The 18,063-nt window shown below is 35.9% G+C and carries 17 protein-coding genes; 15 read left to right on the forward strand and 2 right to left on the reverse strand.

Going from position 1 to position 18,063, the window contains the following annotated elements:
• Positions 1-99: 99 nt before the first annotated feature.
• The 4 genes from ACSSV5_RS06165 (at position 100) to ACSSV5_RS06180 (ending at position 4,451) form a co-directional block, all read left to right on the forward strand.
• Entirely contained in the window at positions 100-1,128 is a 1,029-nt protein-coding gene (locus ACSSV5_RS06165; protein ID WP_454245191.1) for a glycosyltransferase family 9 protein, read from the forward strand.
• Complete coding sequence (locus ACSSV5_RS06170) at positions 1,125-2,246, forward strand: glycosyltransferase family 4 protein (protein ID WP_454245192.1); 1,122 nt, start codon at positions 1,125-1,127, stop codon at positions 2,244-2,246. The genes ACSSV5_RS06165 and ACSSV5_RS06170 overlap by 4 nt, the downstream gene beginning before the upstream one ends.
• 313 nt (positions 2,247-2,559) lie before the next feature.
• Positions 2,560-3,009 carry a LexA family protein gene (locus tag ACSSV5_RS06175; RefSeq protein ID WP_211066822.1) on the forward strand — a complete coding sequence of 150 codons (450 nt, stop codon included), beginning with the start codon at positions 2,560-2,562 and terminating at the stop codon, positions 3,007-3,009.
• A 176-nt stretch (positions 3,010-3,185) separates the two neighbouring features.
• Positions 3,186-4,451, forward strand: coding sequence for a Y-family DNA polymerase (locus ACSSV5_RS06180; RefSeq protein ID WP_454245193.1), 1,266 nt, complete (start codon positions 3,186-3,188; stop codon positions 4,449-4,451).
• A gap of 284 nt (positions 4,452-4,735) precedes the next feature.
• Here the strand turns inward: ACSSV5_RS06180 and ACSSV5_RS06185 are convergent, their stop codons facing one another.
• Positions 4,736-5,068, reverse strand: coding sequence for a single-stranded DNA-binding protein (locus ACSSV5_RS06185; RefSeq protein ID WP_211066491.1), 333 nt, complete (start codon positions 5,066-5,068; stop codon positions 4,736-4,738).
• 414 nt (positions 5,069-5,482) lie between these two features.
• Between ACSSV5_RS06185 and ACSSV5_RS06190 the strand changes: the two genes are divergently transcribed.
• The 8 genes from ACSSV5_RS06190 (at position 5,483) to ACSSV5_RS06225 (ending at position 14,140) form a co-directional block, all read left to right on the forward strand.
• Entirely contained in the window at positions 5,483-7,048 is a 1,566-nt protein-coding gene (locus ACSSV5_RS06190; RefSeq protein WP_454245194.1) for a class I SAM-dependent DNA methyltransferase, read from the forward strand.
• Entirely contained in the window at positions 7,041-8,147 is a 1,107-nt protein-coding gene (locus ACSSV5_RS06195; protein ID WP_454245195.1) for a restriction endonuclease subunit S, read from the forward strand. The genes ACSSV5_RS06190 and ACSSV5_RS06195 overlap by 8 nt, the downstream gene beginning before the upstream one ends.
• Positions 8,140-8,784 carry an abortive infection family protein gene (locus ACSSV5_RS06200; RefSeq protein ID WP_454245196.1) on the forward strand — a complete coding sequence of 215 codons (645 nt, stop codon included), beginning with the start codon at positions 8,140-8,142 and terminating at the stop codon, positions 8,782-8,784. Before ACSSV5_RS06195 ends, ACSSV5_RS06200 begins: the two co-directional genes overlap by 8 nt.
• Positions 8,781-8,993 carry a hypothetical protein gene (locus ACSSV5_RS06205; RefSeq protein ID WP_454245197.1) on the forward strand — a complete coding sequence of 71 codons (213 nt, stop codon included), beginning with the start codon at positions 8,781-8,783 and terminating at the stop codon, positions 8,991-8,993. Before ACSSV5_RS06200 ends, ACSSV5_RS06205 begins: the two co-directional genes overlap by 4 nt.
• A 20-nt stretch (positions 8,994-9,013) precedes the next feature.
• Positions 9,014-9,691 (forward strand): transposase, encoded by a 678-nt coding sequence (locus ACSSV5_RS06210; protein WP_454245198.1) that lies wholly within the window; start codon positions 9,014-9,016, stop codon positions 9,689-9,691.
• A gap of 1 nt (position 9,692) precedes the next feature.
• On the forward strand, positions 9,693-12,911 hold the full coding sequence (locus tag ACSSV5_RS06215; RefSeq protein WP_454245199.1) for a type I restriction endonuclease subunit R: 3,219 nt from the start codon (positions 9,693-9,695) through the stop codon (positions 12,909-12,911).
• A gap of 319 nt (positions 12,912-13,230) precedes the next feature.
• Positions 13,231-13,569: a type II toxin-antitoxin system HigB family toxin gene (locus ACSSV5_RS06220; RefSeq protein WP_454245200.1), complete on the forward strand. Its 339-nt coding sequence runs from the start codon at positions 13,231-13,233 to the stop codon at positions 13,567-13,569.
• A 10-nt stretch (positions 13,570-13,579) separates the two neighbouring features.
• On the forward strand, positions 13,580-14,140 hold the full coding sequence (locus tag ACSSV5_RS06225) for a helix-turn-helix domain-containing protein (RefSeq protein ID WP_454245201.1): 561 nt from the start codon (positions 13,580-13,582) through the stop codon (positions 14,138-14,140).
• 711 nt (positions 14,141-14,851) lie between these two features.
• On the opposite strand, the gene ACSSV5_RS06230 is transcribed toward ACSSV5_RS06225, so the two are convergent.
• Entirely contained in the window at positions 14,852-15,352 is a 501-nt protein-coding gene (locus ACSSV5_RS06230) for a hypothetical protein (protein WP_454245202.1), read from the reverse strand.
• 229 nt (positions 15,353-15,581) lie between these two features.
• On the opposite strand from ACSSV5_RS06230, the gene ACSSV5_RS06235 reads away from it, so the two are divergent.
• Genes ACSSV5_RS06235 through ACSSV5_RS06245 form a run of 3 tightly spaced genes read left to right on the forward strand, consistent with a single transcriptional unit; the run spans position 15,582 to position 18,025 of the window.
• Entirely contained in the window at positions 15,582-16,643 is a 1,062-nt protein-coding gene (locus ACSSV5_RS06235) for a 3-oxoacyl-ACP synthase III family protein (RefSeq protein WP_454245203.1), read from the forward strand.
• A 1-nt stretch (position 16,644) separates the two neighbouring features.
• Positions 16,645-17,166 carry a class I SAM-dependent methyltransferase gene (locus tag ACSSV5_RS06240; RefSeq protein WP_211066040.1) on the forward strand — a complete coding sequence of 174 codons (522 nt, stop codon included), beginning with the start codon at positions 16,645-16,647 and terminating at the stop codon, positions 17,164-17,166.
• Positions 17,150-18,025, forward strand: coding sequence for a glycosyltransferase (locus tag ACSSV5_RS06245; RefSeq protein WP_211066041.1), 876 nt, complete (start codon positions 17,150-17,152; stop codon positions 18,023-18,025). The genes ACSSV5_RS06240 and ACSSV5_RS06245 overlap by 17 nt, the downstream gene beginning before the upstream one ends.
• Positions 18,026-18,063: the final 38 nt, after the last annotated feature.

The following is an 18,063-nucleotide window of genomic DNA, read 5'->3' on the forward strand; positions in this document are numbered from 1 at the left end:
TTTGTTATTTTCACGTTTTAAAGACTATTTATAATCTGACATGCTAAGATGGGTTAGATTAAATATAGATAACCTAAGTCAACCACAGAAAATTTGACATTGAAAATTTTAATCATACAAAACAAAAAAATAGGTGATGTTTTAACAACTTCTATTTTATTTGAAGCACTTAAAGATAATTTGGATAGTGTTGAGACGCATTTTTTTGTTTATACTAATGCTTTATCTGTTTTGAAATATAATCCTCACATAGATAAAATATGGCACTGTAGCGAAAAAGAATTTAGAAGTTTAAAGGGATTTTATAAATGGTATAAAACATTTAAACAAGAGAGTTTTGATATTATCATAGATGCTTATGCAAAATTGTCAACTTTAGGATTGGTTAAAGCTTTAAACCCTAAACAGAGTATCAGTTTTAAAAAATCTCTTTCAGCATTATTTGTAAAAACCAACATATTGCGAAAGCAAACTCCAGAGACTTCAGCAACTTTAGGTATCGAGCATAGGTTGCAACTAATAGAACCCATTGTTGGTCGCACAGGTGTTTATAAACCAAAAATTTACTTATCAACAAAAGAGCTTGAATCTTCAAAAGATTTATTGCTCGATTACAAATTGAGTCCAGAAGATAAATTGATTATGATTAGTGTTTTAGGAAGTGAAAAACAAAAGACTTATCCTTTTCAATATATGGCCAAAACCTTAGACTATGTTGTAAATATTGACCTCCAATACAAATTACTTTTTAATTACATCCCAAATCAGATTGAGGATGTAAACCGTATTTATAAGCTTTGTCAACCCCAAACACAAAAACAAATTTATAAAGAATTTTACACCAAAGACTTAAGAGAATTTTTAGGTATAACAAAACATTGTAAAGTTTTAATAGGAAATGAAGGCGGAGCCATAAATATGGCAAAAGCCTTAGATGTGCCAACTTTCACAATTTTTTCACCTCAAATTAAAAAAAACGATTGGAGTATTTTTGAAGATGGTAAACAAAATATATCGGTTCATGTTGATGACTACGATGTCACACCAAAAAATTACGAAAATTTCAAACCAGAGCTTTTTAAAAAAGAACTTGAGTATTTTTGTAAACTAAATATAAATGTAAAATGATTATAGGTTACGAAGCCAAACGCTATTTTCATAATTCTACTGGATTAGGTAATTATGCCAGAAGTTTGGTTAATAATTTAGCAAAATTTTATCCCTATAACAAATACTTATTATACAATCCTAAATTTAATGATACCTTTAAAATTCCAAAACAATTCCATAATAAATCAATTTTTGAAATTACTCCAGAAAACAGATTTAACAAAAAAATGTCGTCTTTATGGCGATTAAAAACAGTTTCAACCAGATTTAAAAATGATAATGTTAATATTTTTCACGGACTTTCAGGTGAGTTGCCTATGTCAATTCCTAAATCAATATCTACTGTGTTGACAATACACGATTTAATTTTTATTCGTTTTCCTGAATTGTATAATTTTATTGATAGAAAAATATATTATCACAAACATAAAAAAGCTGCTGAAAACGCTGATGTAATTGTTGCTATCAGTCAACAAACCAAGCAAGACATCATTCATTATTTAGATATGCCACCTTCAAAAATAAAAGTTATTTATCAAGGTTGTCGAGATGTGTTTAAGAAAAATTATAGTGATATTGAAAAAGTTAATGTTCAAAAACAATTCAATCTGCCTAAAAATTATGTGCTTTATGTCGGAACAATTGAAGAAAGAAAAAATCTGCTAAACCTTGTCAAAGCTATTAAAGATGTAGATATAAATTTGGTAGTTGTAGGTAAAAAAACAAAATATGCTGAAGCTGTTAATAGCTATATTAAAGGCAACAACTTGCAAAGCAAAGTTCATTTTTTAAACAATGTTGATGATATTTCGCTGGCTATCATATACCAACTGGCTAAAGTGTTTGTTTTACCCTCTTTTTTTGAAGGTTTTGGAATACCAATTATAGAAGCTTTATATTCAAAAACTCCCGTAATAACTTCAAAAGGAAGTTGTTTTGAAGAAGCTGGAGGCTCACATTCTATTTACATAAACCCCAATAATAGTTCTGAAATCAAAAATTCCTTAATCAAAGTATTGTCAGATAATAGTTTACAGCAACAGATGACAGTTGAAGGTGTTAATCACAGCAAAAATTTTGATGACGACAATTTAGCCCATCAATGGATTGATTTATATTCATCCTTATTGAGTTAAAGCAAACTAAATTTGTGATATTTTTTTAAGTTTTACCCCAAATTCTCATTTCAATGTTGCATTTTTTCGTTCTGCTACTTCATTTTTTTAGTGATTATATTGTTGTCAAACTTAAACATAACGGTATGATTAACTACAGATTAAACAAAAACGTCATTGGTAGTATTTGAACAACATTTAAAATAGTTATACTTTTCTGTATTTGATGGTAGTTTTTTATGACTCTATTTATATCAACACATGTTAAAACTTAACGGATTATATCCAAATAAACGGAATATTTCCTAAATTTGCTTTCAAAAGAATGAGGACAATGCAAGACCGTTTTTCAGCTATACAATTATATCAACCTGAATATAATCATTTAGTCAATCTACCTTTAGCAGATCAAGGCATCAGTGCGGGTTTTCCGAGTCCAGCTGATGATTTTCTCGACTTGAGCATCGACCTTAATAAAGAACTTATCAAGCATCCGTATGCCACATTCTACGGTCGCGTACGTGGCGATAGCATGACAGGTGCAGGCTTAGACGATGGCGATTTATTGATTATAGACAAGTCTCTCGAACCTCAAGATGGCAAAATTGCTGTGTGTTTTATCGATGGTGAGTTTACGGTAAAACGCATCAAACTCGACACCGATAGTTTGTGGCTCATGCCTGAAAACAAAAAATACAAACCCCTAAAAGTTACAGAAGATAACGAGTTTGTTATTTGGGGCGTGGTAACTTGTGTGATTAAAAAGTTAGCTTTTAGTTGGTAGTCGGTAGCTTTTAGTTGGTAGTTGGTAGCTTTTAGTCGGTAGTTGGTAGCAATTAGTAATAAACATTAAACTAATAAATTAGAAACTTTTCCCCTTTCCTTTGGAGAGGGTTAGGGAGAGGCTTTTTCCCCTTTCCTTTGGAAAAGGTTAGGGATAGGCTTTAAACCCAGAAAACTATGGAACTTTTTGCCCTTGTCGATTGCAATAATTTTTACGCCTCGTGCGAACGGGTGTTTAATCCGAGTCTCAACAATAAGCCCGTTGTGGTGTTGTCTAATAATGACGGTTGTGTGATTGCCCGAAGCAACGAAGCCAAAGCACTTGGTATTCCTATGGGTGCACCAGCATTTAAATACCAATCCACTTTTGAAAAACACAATATTCACGTCTTTTCGTCCAACTATGCTTTGTATGGCGATATGAGTCAACGGGTGATGAATACGCTGTCACAATTCACACCAGATGTTGAAGTTTATAGCATTGACGAAGCCTTTCTTAAATTTTCAGGATTTGAACATTTCGATATAGAATCTTATGCACGTCATATCAAAGCCACTGTCGATAAACATACAGGCATTCCCGTTAGTATTGGCGTGGCATCGACCAAAGCTTTGAGCAAAATCGCTAACAAAATCGCCAAAAAATTTGCGGATAAAACTGGTGGTGTTCATGTCATTCAAACTGAAACTCAACGTCTCAAAGCCTTGAAATGGCTCGACATAGATGACGTTTGGGGTATTGGTCGCCAGCACGCTAATCGACTTAAAGCCAAATCAGTCTTTAAAGCTTATGATTTCACACAATTGCCAGACGATTGGGTTCGCCAACAGATGAGCGTTGTTGGACTTCGGCTTAAAAAAGAACTCGAAGGTCAACCGACTTTAGATTTAGAAGAAGTCGCCACCAAAAAAGCCATTGCCACCACACGCTCTTTTGATAAGCAGTACAGTGATTATGACATTATCCGTGAACGCGTGAGCAGTTTTGCCATCAGTTGTGGTGAAAAACTTAGACGTCAACACAGCCATTGCCAAATGATTCACGTGTTTTTACGCACCAACAAATTTCGACAAGATTTAGCACAATACCATCGCAGCATGATTGTCAAAACCGAATACCCAACCAATTCCAGTATAGATTTGATCAAATACGCCGTAAAAGCCCTTGATAAAATTTACAAACCCGAATACCAATACAAAAAAGCTGGTGTGATTGTCATGCAACTTCAACCCGAAAACACCGAGCAACTCAGCTTATTTTCTCAAAAAAATCCCAAACACCACCAACTCATGCAGCACATTGACCATCTCAATAAGAGCATTGGCCGTCATAAAGTTAAATTTGGCAGTCAAGATTTAGGTCGCGTGTGGAAGATGCGTCAAGAACGATTGTCACAACGCTACAGCACCACGATTAGTGAAAGTATTGTGATTAAAGTTTAAAATAATTTGGACGTTCCTCCCGATATATGCGGGATTTCCACTACAATCCCTAACGCAAAATAAACGGTTGTTAATAAACAATTTTAAAACGATAACCAATCCCAAAAAAACACCTAAACCCACAAGTTTTTAAAATCCATCGGAGTCCAAGAGAATTAAACCCAAATTATGCATTAGAGCATAATCCTCCATAATAGCCGACGAAAACATAGTTTTGGTCGGGGTTTGTGAATAATTCGGGTTAAAAAAACCAGTGAGTCAAGTGCCTAAAATAAAATCAAAACCTATTTCTGCGTCATCACAATATTATTGCAAACCACTTCAGTGATGTAGCGTTTGTCACCGTCTTTAGTTTCATAAGAACGCGTAGTCAGTTTACCACCAATCAGTACTTCTTGACCTTTAGAGACGTGATTTTCAATAATATCAGCAGTTTTGCCCCAAGCCACAATATTGTGCCAGTCGGTATTTTCTACTTTTTCACCCTTAGCAGTGGTGAAATAATCGTTGGTAGCTAAACTGAATTTCGCTAATTTTTTACCAGAATCTAAGTTGATGATTTCTGGGTCTTGACCTAATCTTCCCATTAATTGCACATGGTTACGTAAATTATTCATAATATAAAATTTTTGATTCCGCCTTTGGCGGAACAAGTTAAACATAAAACCGATTTAGGGTTTCTAAACCAGTGCCGTAACAAAACGACAGGACAAAGATGAGATAGGAGGGAAGAGATATTCGGTAAATAAACATCTACTTTCGTTTACTTTTGTTTGTAACTATTTGTAAATGGATAAAAACCTAATAAACAAATATTTATAAAAAATTAATAAATTGTTAAAAAAGTTTTATATTTGTTGGTTTATGATGGGGTTGTGAGTAAGGTTGAAAAAATATAGCCGTGCAAACAGGCACATTTGGTTTTTACCGACCCACAAGCCAAACGCTAAAAACCAAATGTGCCTGTTTTTTAGCCAACGCTCGGACAGAAAGAACGAAATTTAGAACAGACAAAAAGAATATAAAAATAAATGGCAAAAAATAACGAAATAAAAGAACCACTGACCAAACAACCTATCGGTAAATTGGAAGCTTCATTATGGAAATCGGCTGACAAGCTGAGAAAGAATATTGACGCTGCGGAATACAAACATGTTTTGCTCGGACTGATTTTCCTGAAATATATCTCGGATGCCTTTGAAGAGCTTTACGATAAACTAAAAGCCGGAGAAGGTGAATATACCGGAGCTGACCCGGAAGACAAAGACGAGTACAAAGCCGAAAATGTATTCTTTGTGCCTGAAAAAGCCCGTTGGACTTATTTACAATCTCAAGCTAAACAACCGACCATTGGAAAATCGGTGGATGAAGCGATGGATGTGATTGAAAAAGAAAATGCTTCTCTAAAAGGTGTTCTGCCTAAAGTATACGCACGACAAAATTTAGACCCCACCAGTTTGGGTGAACTGATTGACCTGATTGGAAACGTTGCCTTGGGTGACACCAAATCCAGAAGTGCGGATATTCTCGGACACGTTTTTGAATATTTCTTAGGAGAGTTTGCTTTGGCAGAAGGTAAAAAGGGCGGACAGTTCTACACCCCAAGAAGCGTAGTTGAATTATTGGTTAAAATGCTTGAACCATATAAAGGCCGTGTTTTTGACCCTTGCTGTGGCTCCGGTGGAATGTTTGTGCAGTCTGAGAAATTTGTGGAAGACCATCAAGGTAAAATCAACGATATTTCCATTTACGGTCAGGAGAGCAACCAAACCACATGGCGACTGGCTAAAATGAATCTTGCCATTAGAGGCATTGACAGTTCCCAGGTGAAATGGAACAACGAAGGCTCATTTTTGAATAATGCCCACAAAGACCTGAAAGCCGATTACATCATTGCCAATCCTCCTTTTAATGTGAGTGATTGGAGCGGTGATTTGCTGCGAAAAGACGGACGCTGGAAATACGGCACACCACCCACAGGAAATGCCAACTACGCATGGATTCAACATTTCCTTTACCACCTGGCACCAAGCGGACAAGCGGGTTTTGTTTTGGCAAAAGGTGCGTTAACTTCCAAAAGTGGTGGTGAAGGCGAAATAAGAAAGGCTCTTGTAGAAGCCGATTTGATTGACTGTATTGTAAACCTGCCGGCCAAGTTGTTTTTGAATACGCAAATACCTGCTTCACTTTGGTTTATGAGCCGTAATCGCAGTAACGGAAAATTCAGAAACAGAACAGGGCAAATTCTCTTTATTGATGCTCGAAATCTGGGACATTTAATTAACCGCAGAACCAAAGTGCTTTCTGATGAAGATATTAATCAGATTGCAGATACTTACCACAACTGGCGAAACCCTGATGGAGATTATGAGGATGTAAAAGGCTTCTGTGCTTCTGCCGCCAAAGCACGGGTAGCCGAACTGGATTATGTACTTACACCCGGACGCTATGTTGGCTTGGCTGAGGAAGAAGATGATTTTGACTTTACGGAACGCTTTGCCAGCCTGAAAGAAGAGTTTCAAGGCCAGCTCAAAGAAGAAGCCGAACTCAACGAACGTATTGCTGCTAACCTTGATAAAGTGAAGATAGATGAATGAGTGGAAAGATGACCAATTAAGCTCAGTACTTGAAATAAAGTATGGCAAAGACCACAAATCTTTGGAAGATGGTGACATTCCGTGTATTGGTAGTGGCGGCATTATGCGATATGTAAATGATTCCCTATATGATAAAGTGTCAATTCTAATTCCAAGAAAGGGTTCGTTAAATAACATAATGTACCAAGACAATCCATTTTGGACAGTTGACACTATGTTTTGGTCAATAATTAATGAGGGAAAAGTAAATCCTAAATTCCTGTTTTATCAACTGACATTAATTGATTACACAAATTTGAATGTTGGTTCTGCTGTCCCAAGTTTAACAGTTCCAGTAATCAATGAAATTGATATTTCACTACCACAAAAAGACGAACAGAACGAAATCGCAGAAGTCCTTTCCAGCTTAGACGACAAAATAGACCTGCTGCACCGCCAAAACCAAACCCTGGAGCGAATGGCCGAGACGCTCTATGATGCTTGGTTTGAAGAAAAAGAATTAACAAGTCTCGTTAGCGATTTAATTAGTCTTCAAAATGGATATGCTTTCAAGAGCAAAAGCTTTCAAGATTTTGGGGTGGATCGAGTTTTGAAAATTAAAAATATATCTGGGGGCATTGTTGATATTGAAACAACTGACTATGTGAGCCATGAAACAGTTGAGAATTTAGATGAAAAATTTTCAATCTCTACTGGCGACATTCTTTTTGCCATGACTGGAGCTAAAATTGGAAAAATGGGAATAATCCCAAAAACCGATTACAAACTCTGGTTAAATCAGCGAGTTGGACTGTTCAAAGAGAAATATTATGGTTCTCGCTTCTTGGCATATCTGCGTTTGAAATCAGATTACGGAAAAGATTACATCGAAAACACAGCGACAGGAAGTGCGCAACCAAACATTAGCGGAACAGGAATAGAAAATTGTGAATTTCCAGAAATCACAAAACAAGAAATAATTGATTACTCAAAGCAGCTTGCACCGCTTTATGAAAAGGTAATTTTCAATTTAGGTCAAATACAGAAATTAGAAGCGTTAAGAGACACCTTACTGCCTAAGCTAATGAGTGGTGAAATTAGAATTGACACAGATGATTAAGCTCAAAAAAGTCATAGAAGAATATCCAAGCTGGAAAGTGCTTTCTTACTACATTAATCGTGTGGAAGCCCATATTGAAATTGATTTTAGCCATTCATTAGAAAATGCCAAGACCATTCTGGAGACAATAGGTAAAGAGGTTTGCATAAAAAATGGTGTTGACCTTGGGGCAAAGCCTTCAGTAAATAGTGTTGTAGGCAAATGTTTTTCATCAATGGGTTTTTCTAATAAAAACATGGCTCAACAAATAGCACGTTCCTTATCAACCATAGCACAGCATATTGGAGATTTGAGAAACGACATAGGTCCCACGGCTCATGGTAAAACATTAGACGAGATTAAGGATCGAAATAGCAAAGTGGATGAGCTGACCAGAGAATTTTTGATTGACACTGTTGAAACGGTTTGTGTTTTTATCATTCGCAACTACGAGAGTAAAAAAGAAAAGAAAGCTGCTGAACAATTAGAAGATACTTTGGACTATTGGGAAGCAGATGACTTCAACGAATTCTGGGATGATTCCTTTGGTGAATTCAAAATGGGTGATTACTCCTATCCTGCAAGTGAAATTTTATTCAATGTTGATAAACAAGCCTATGTAAACGAATACAAAGCATACACCGAAACTGAGGAATGACAAGAATAACTGAAAATACAATAGAAGAATTCACCATTAAACTCTTGCAGCATAATGGCTATGAATACATTTATGCCCCAAACATAGCACATGACATGCCTGCGTCTGCAGGACAGGCAGGCGGTGAAACACCTGAAAGAATAAGCTATGAAGATGTTTTACTTTTAGATAGGTTACGTGAGTCGATTAGAAGAATAATTGATGAGTAGAAAAATAAAAGTCGAAATCAATGGATAAATTTAAAAATAAATATAGAATACAATCGCACCGAATGCCTGGTTGGGATTATTCAGGAAAAGGGATTTATTTTATCACATTGGTAACAAAAAACCGCGAATGCATTTTGGGTGAAATTGTTGATAAAAAAATGAAATTATCAGCATTTGGTAAAATTGTTGACCACGAATGGAATAAATCATTTGAAATTCGCAATGAATTGTTTTTGGATGCATATGTCATCATGCCAAATCATTTGCACGCCATTATTGTTTTGGATAAAAATGGGATTGAAAAAAACGGAATGCACGATTCGCATGATTCGCCTGGTTCACATGATTCGAACGGTACGTACGGTTCGCACGTAGAGACGCACGGCCGTGCGTCTCTACAATCCCCGGAACAATCCCCGGAACAATCATTTATACGCAAACCAAAATCAATTTCATCATTCATTGGTGGGTTTAAATCGGTAATTAATTCAAAAATTGACGATTATATTGACGAATACCATTTGGATATTCCCAAATACAACAGAACCAATCATTTTTTTCAATCCAATTATCACGACCACATCATCCGCAACGATAAATCATATCAAAATATATTGAAATATATCATCAACAATCCTCTGAAATGGAATGATGATAAATTTAATCGCGTTAAAAAAGGTAAAAATAATGCACAGTAGGTTGACCGAAAACACCATTGAAGAATTCACCATCAAATTGTTGGAGCATCTGGGCTACCAATACATTTATGCACCAAACATTGCCCATGATGGTGAAAATCCTGAGCGCAGTTCTTATGAAGAAATACTGCTCGCTGAACGATTAAAAGAAGCTATAAGGAGAATAAACCCAACCGTTCCAACGGAAGCCCAGGAGGAAGCAACCAAAGAAATTCAGCGGCTCAACTCACCCGAACTGCTGACCAATAATGAACAGTTCCACCGATTATTGACCGAAGGCATCAAGGTGAGCTATCAAAAAGATGGACAGCAAAGAGGCGATTTGGTTTGGTTGGTGGATTTCAACATACCAGAGAACAATGATTTTATAGTTGCCAATCAGTTTACCGTTGTGGAAGATGGCGTCAACAAACGCCCTGATATCATTCTGTTTGTCAACGGCATTCCATTGGTGGTTATGGAGCTTAAAAATGCAGCAGATGAAAACGCTACCATTAAATCGGCATTTCGGCAAATAGAAACCTACAAAGCCACCATTTCAAGTCTGTTTACCTATAATGCTTTTACCATTATTTCAGACGGATTGGAAGCCAGAGCAGGAACGCTATCATCAGGCATGAGTCGCTTCATGACCTGGAAGTCCGCAGACGGTAAAGAAGAGGCATCGCATCTGGTGAGCCAAATGGAAACCCTTATCAATGGCATGCTGAACAAAGAAACCCTGCTCGATTTGGTGCGGCATTTCATTGTGTTTGAAAAATCAAAAAAAGAGGATGCTAAAACCGGAGTTGCCACAATTACAACTGTCAAGAAGTTGGCTGCCTATCATCAATATTATGCGGTGAATCGAGCGATAGAATCTGCCATGAGAGCTACAGGTTTTACTTTAGAAAAAGAAACACCAACCAGCATGGTGATGGAATCGCCCGAAAGTTATGGCGTTCTGGGAGTAAAAACTCAACCCAAAGGAGACCGAAAAGGCGGTGTGGTATGGCACACACAAGGAAGTGGCAAATCGCTTTCCATGGTGTTTTTTACTGGAAAACTCGTTTTGGCTTTAGACAATCCTACCGTTGTAGTCATTACTGACCGTAACGATTTGGATGACCAACTTTTTGACACATTCGCATCTTCGACCCAGTTACTGAGACAAGAACCCAAACAAGCTGAGAATCGGGATGATTTGAAAGAGCGTTTGAAAGTGGCCTCCGGAGGGGTAATCTTCACCACCATTCAAAAATTTCAACCTGACGAAGGCAATGTGTATGAAACACTTTCTGAACGTGAAAATGTAGTAGTGATCGCTGATGAAGCACACCGAACGCAATACGGCTTCAAGGCCAAAACAGTAGATGATAAAGACGAGCACGGTAATGTAATCGGCAAGAAGACCGTGTATGGTTTTGCCAAGTACATGCGTGATGCTTTACCGAATGCTACCTACATTGGCTTTACAGGAACACCTATCGAAAGCACAGATGTAAACACACCTGCGGTTTTCGGAAACTACATTGATGTGTATGACATTGCCCAGGCAGTAGAAGATGGAGCCACCGTTCGCATTTACTACGAAAGTAGATTGGCGAAAGTAAATCTGAGCGAAGAAGGTAAAAAACTCGTTGAAGAGCTTGATTCAGAATTAGACGGAGAAGAACTGACCGAAACTCAAAAAGCTAAAGCCAAATGGACGCAGTTGGAAGCCTTGATCGGTAGTGAAAACCGAGTAAATAATGTTGCCAACGATATCATTCAGCATTTCAACCACCGGCAAGAAGTATTTGAAGGTAAGGGAATGATTGTCGCCATGTCAAGGCGAATAGCTGCGGAACTGTACGATGAGATTATTAAAGTAAGACCCGATTGGCATTCAGATGATTTAGACAAAGGCGTAATTAAAGTGGTGATGACCTCTGCTTCGTCAGACGGCCCAAAAATTGCCAAACACCATACCACCAAACAACAGCGAAGAGCCCTTGCCGATCGCATGAAAGACCCGGAAGATGAATTGAAACTCGTAATCGTTCGCGATATGTGGCTCACAGGTTTTGATGCACCAAGCATGCACACGCTTTACATCGATAAACCCATGAAAGGCCACAACCTGATGCAAGCCATTGCCAGAGTGAACCGGGTTTACAAAGACAAACCCGGTGGTTTGGTAGTCGATTACTTGGGCATTGCTTCTGACTTGAAAAAGGCACTTTCATTTTACTCAGATGCAGGTGGAAAAGGAGACCCAACCATAGCCCAGGAACAAGCTGTGAAGTTAATGCTTGAAAAAATGGAAGTTGTTTCTCAAATGTTTAATGGCTTCCCTTATGAAGATTATTTCCAAGCAGAAACCAATAAAAAGCTTTCCATGATCTTAGCAGCTGAAGAACATATTCTCGGCTTGGAAGATGGCAAGAAACGTTTCATTACTGAAGTAACAGCTCTTTCGAAAGCCTTCGCAATTGCTGTTCCACATGAACAGGCCATGGACGTAAAGGATGAAGTTTCATTTTTTCAGGCCGTTAAAGCAAGATTAGCCAAGTTTGACAGTACAGGCACTGGAAGAACAGACGAAGAAATTGAAACAACCATTCGTCAAGTAATTGACCAAGCCTTGGTATCTGAACAAGTGATTGATGTCTTTGACGCAGCAGGAATCAAGAAACCGGACATTTCCATTCTATCGGAAGACTTTTTGATGGAACTGAAGGGAATGGAACACAAAAATGTGGCACTAGAAGTTTTAAAGAAGCTGCTGAATGATGAAATAAAAGCACGTTCCAAAAAGAATCTGGTCAAAAGCAAGTCGCTCAAAGAAATGCTCGAAAACTCCATCAAAAAATATCACAACAAGATTCTGACAGCAGCTGAAGTGATGGAAGAACTGATCAATCTCAGCAAGGAGATTGTGAACATGGACAGCGAAGCCAAAACCCTTGGACTCTCTGATTTTGAATATGCTTTTTATACAGCGGTTGCAAATAATGAAAGTGCAAAGCAACTCATGCAACAAGATAAACTGAGAGAGCTTGCAGTAATACTAACAGAAAGAGTTAAGAAAAACGCATCCATCGACTGGACAATAAAAGAAAGTGTCCGAGCGAAACTGAAAGTAATCATCAAACGGACTTTGAGACAATACGGCTATCCGCCAGACATGCAAAAACTGGCGACAGAAACCGTTTTGAAACAAGCAGAAATGATAGCAAAAGAATTAACAACAGACTAAGAAATGCCAAAACTCTAAGCTATACACATTGCCAAGTCGCTTAAAGCAACCACACGAGCCAAAGCTTGTCAATAATATAATTGTGTCTGAGTCAACATACGGACGAAAAAGAAGCACGATTGCACAACACTGTATATAAAAAATGGGCGGACAGTGGTAAATTTCAAGTGTATAGCTCATACCAAACTTTTAGTTTCGGTGGACAGATAATCGCTCCGATATGCCCAACGATTTATACACAAACCATTGGCAGTAATAAAAGAAAATTTATAAAGTTCGGTAATTATCCGAACTTTTATATATATATTTGCAATAGTAAATGAGACTGACCAATAAGAAAATATTAGAAAAGCTAAAGAGAAAGAACAAAGGAAATGTTCCTTTAACCAAAGCTATCGACAAGCTAATTAAGGATGTTGACGAGAATGATTGGAAAGACCAAACGGAATTAAACGAAACGAGACAGGATGCTGATAATGTTCATAGTGATGGATTTTATTTTTTCAACATCAATGTTCACAGAACAATGATTATGATTGAGTTTGACGGTAATGAAGCAACAGTGGTTTGGGCAGGAACACACCAACAATACGAAACGACTTTTAGGAACAATAGAAACACGATAAAAAAGTGGTTAAAGTCTAACGATTGGATTTAAAAACAATATTATGAAAACACAATTTGACATATCTCAACTAATAAAAACTGGAAAAATTCAAAATGAACTGGATTTTGAAAGAGCATTGATTGCGGACAGAAAACTACGTGTTCTTTCAAAAGAAAATCCGAAATTCAAATCCGTTCGAAAAAAGTTAAGAGATTTAATTGAGCAGTACGAAAATGAGAATTGGAGTGCGGAATCTAAAATATCTGACAAAAAACTACGTGAAAGCGATGTTGCGGAATTGATTGCCGAAAAGGAACGTTTATTTATCCAGCGAAGAAAAGAGCTGATAAGAAAGAAATTAAAGAACTTAAACCTAACACAACAAGACTTTGGGAAAATTTTGGGACACCAAAGCAAATCCTATATGTCTGAACTGATAAATGGTGTAAGTCCTTTTTCCTTAAAAGATTTAATTGTTATTAATCGAATTTTGAAAATTGATTTAACTGATTTGGTGCCGACTTTTTTGTCCCAATCTGATAGAGTAAAAATTAGATCAACGATTAAAAAATTAGATAATTCAAAATTGAAATTAAGTAAAGACGATTTAACAATAGCGTAAATTACTAATGCCAACAACTAAGTTTTCGTCGAGAACACAGCACCAATGATGAAAAATTGTGTTGAACTAAACCGTTGAGTTTAGCCTTCTTTTTGCAAAAATTATTGGGGATATCGTCTTTCGGAAAGTGTTATTCAGAGTGTTTTAATTGGTGTAGTTTACTTTTTTTAATCCAATAATATTTTTTCTGTTTTCGACAATTTAAAATCATAACTTACCCAAAGTGTATCGTTTACGATATTTTTGACTTTATTTTGGGTGTTTCAGGGTGTCTTTTAGTAAATTTGCACTGTGTTTGTGCACAATCCCTCATAAACTCGCAGAAACTTTAATCTCTCGACTAACGTAAAATGAGTAAATTTAGGATTGAAAGTTGAAACTTCGAATAAAATATAAACAACTGATTTATAGTGATATAATTTTAGGTTAATCAGAATTAAAATTTAAGCATAATATTAACCAAAAAACGAAAAAAATGATTAAAAAAAGCGATAAAGCAAGTGCCAACACGATGCTATAAGTAATACCTGCGAAATCGCAAAATCGAAAATTTGGATGTGAGTTTTTCGCGAGCAATTTATATTTTTATAACATCAAAATCAGGAAGCACGCAAATGAAAATGACACCGAACGCTAAGCACACAGAAGTATTGCCACAGATCATATACATGAAATTACTGGCACAAATCGGATCGTAATATTAAATACCAATCAATTTTCTTTAACCCAGTCCTTAAAAACATCTTCCAATTCATAAGCTTGAGACAATCCGCGTTTCCGATTGTATCGTGCAAAAAAATAGAGACCTATCCAAACTAAAACAACGGCAATCATCAAATAAACATACAGCATAAACGGGGCATTAACCACAGATTTTGTGTAAGCCATTATAGCAAATCCAATAAACAAACAGACTAAAATAAGATGTAGAAAAATGAACAAAGTCCAATATGAATTATTTGGACTGTAAAGCCCTTTTATTGTGGTTTGAGTATTTTCGTCTTCAATAATTTCAAGATGTAAGTTTGGGGTGAAAATTTTTTCACGGCTTCTTAGATGATATATCCACAGGTGATTGTCAGACTGAGTAAGTCGATATTGAGATTTGTATTTTGATTTCAAGAGTTTAATACGATCTAATAATTCAGTTTTTTCAAGCGAAGTTTTGTGCTGAAATCGTGGACGCAGGCGAATGGTTTTATCAATATCCATAAATTCTAAATTAATGAAATTTAACTAATGTTTAAAGATATTGATTTTTTTTTAAAATATCTCAATCGTTTAAGTGTTCAAAACTTTGCAACGTTGTTCGGCTTGTGATTTGTTTTTCGTAGGATTTTTAAACTGCTTTTTAAATAAAAACATTCATTTTAATTATAATTAAGGCTTTGCTTTATAAGATGTTTATTAAATTGCAAACTCTTTTTTAAGATAAAAAATTATGGCTGTAAAAATCACTGGATTTGGTTGTTATATTCCCGAAATTGTAAGGACAAATGAAGATTTTTTAAATCATAAATTTTATACAGAAACGGGTAAAGATTTCGATGATAACCCACAAGTTATCATCAAAAAGTTTGAACAAATCACTGGCATCAAAGAACGCCGATATGTAAGTGATGATCTCAATGTCTCTGATATAGCACTCATTGCAGCACAAAAAGCAATAAATGATGCCAAAATAGATCCTGAAACTTTAGATTATATCATTGTGGCTCACAATTTTGGAGATGTCAAACACGGCACAACTCAAACTGACATTTTGCCAAGTATAGGTTCTCGGGTGAAGCGTTTTTTGAAAATAAAAAATCATAGAACCGTTGCTTATGATATCATATTTGGATGTCCAGGTTGGCTGCAAGGCAGTATTCAGGCCAAAGCTTTTATTGAAAGTGGATTAGCTAAACGCTGTTTGGTTATTGGTGCCGAAACCTTATCGCGTGTTGTTGATCCTCACGACAGAGACAGTATGATATATTCTGATGGAGCAGGAGCAACCATATATGAAAAAAGTGATGATGATAGTGGCATTCTTTCGCATGAATCGGCAACTTTCACCGAAAAAGAATCACACTATATTTACTTTGGCGAAACCAATAATAAATCTAACGTTAGTGATAGAACTGGTTACATCAAAATGTATGGAAGAAAAATTTATAATTTTGCTTTATCAAATGTGCCAAAAGCCATGAAGTCTTGTTTTGACCAATCGGGAAAAGATATTAAACAGTTAAAAAAAATATTTATTCACCAAGCCAACGAAAAAATGGACGAAGCAATCGTCCAAAGATTTTATAAACTATATGGTTTGGAAATGCCAGATAAAATAATGCCGATGAGTATCGATAAGCTGGGCAATAGCAGTGTGGCTACCATCCCAACATTATATGATTTATTCCTGAAAGGTCATTTCAAAAATCAAACTTTAGAAAAAGGCGATATCATCATGTTTGCCAGTGTTGGTGCAGGAATGAATATTAATGCATTGACCTACCAAATCTGAGATGTACGACGACAGGTTTCCGCATAAACGTTATAAACATACTTTAGAATTTTTAAATAAAAATATTCCAGCTCAAACTCATATTTTAGATTTAGGTGTAAAAAATCCATTTTCTAAAATTATGCAAGATGAAGGCTATCAAGTAGAAAATACAAATGGCGAAGATTTAGACGAAGATTTCTCAGCTGTTGAAAAATCCAAAGCAGAAGTCGTTACAGCCTTTGAAATTTTTGAACATCTCATAGCTCCTTACAATATTCTAAAAGCCATTAAAGCTGAACATCTTGTGGCTAGTGTACCTTTAAATTTATGGTTTGCCAATGCTTATAGAAGTAAAACCGACAAAAGGGACAGACACTATCACGAGTTTGAAGATTGGCAATTTGATTGGTTGCTGGAAAAGGCTGGTTGGCAAATTCAGAAACGAGAAAAATTTACAAATCCTGTAAACAAAATAGGTTTTAGACCAATTTTACGTTACTTTACACCAAGGTATTATTTGGTTTATGCAAAACGTCGCTAAGCATCTAAAATTTGCAGTCATTATTCCTGCTTATAATGAAGAAGAACATTTATCAAAATGTTTAAAATCATTATTAAATCAAACCTTAAAACCACATACGATTGTCGTAGTTGATGATTCTTCAACTGATAACACAGGAGAAATCATCAAAGCGTTTGAAAATAAAAATACAATAATAACTTCTATTTATCAAGCTTCAGAAACAAAGCATTTACCTGGTCAAAAAGTGATAAATGCTTTTAAAAAAGGCTTAAATAGTCTAAACTTAAATGATTTTGATATCATCTGTAAATTTGATGCCGACTTAATTTTTCCATCTCATTATCTTGAAGAAATTAATAAGGCTTTTGTGAGTGATAAAAAAATTGGATTATGTGGTGGCGTTTGTAGTGTAGAAAATAGTGGTCGTTGGCAAACAGAAAAACTAACTAATTTAGATCATATTCGCGGGGCTTTAAAAGCCTATCGAGTAGAAGCTTTTAAAGACATAGGAGGTTTACCTTCTCAAATGGGTTGGGATACGGCAGATGAATTTAAATTAAGATATAAAAAATGGAAAATCAATGTCTTACATAATTTGCCTGTCAAACATTTAAAGCCAACAGCAACTTCCTATCAAGACTCATATTTTAAAAAACAAGGCCAAGTTTTTTATGCATTAAGGTATAGTTTTTTACTGACGTTAATTGCATCTTTAAAAATTGCAAAACAAAGAAATCAATTATCTAAGTTTAAAGTTGTTTTAAACTCTTACTTGAAATCTAAAAATAAAAAACTCAACTTTTTATTGAGCAGGGAAGAAGGACAATATCTGAGGCACTACCGTTGGAATCAAATTTGGCGGAAGTTAAGACCATAAAAAAAATCATCTAAAATTACATAAGACGCTGAAACGAG

This window comes from Psychroflexus sp. MBR-150, assembly GCF_053628795.1.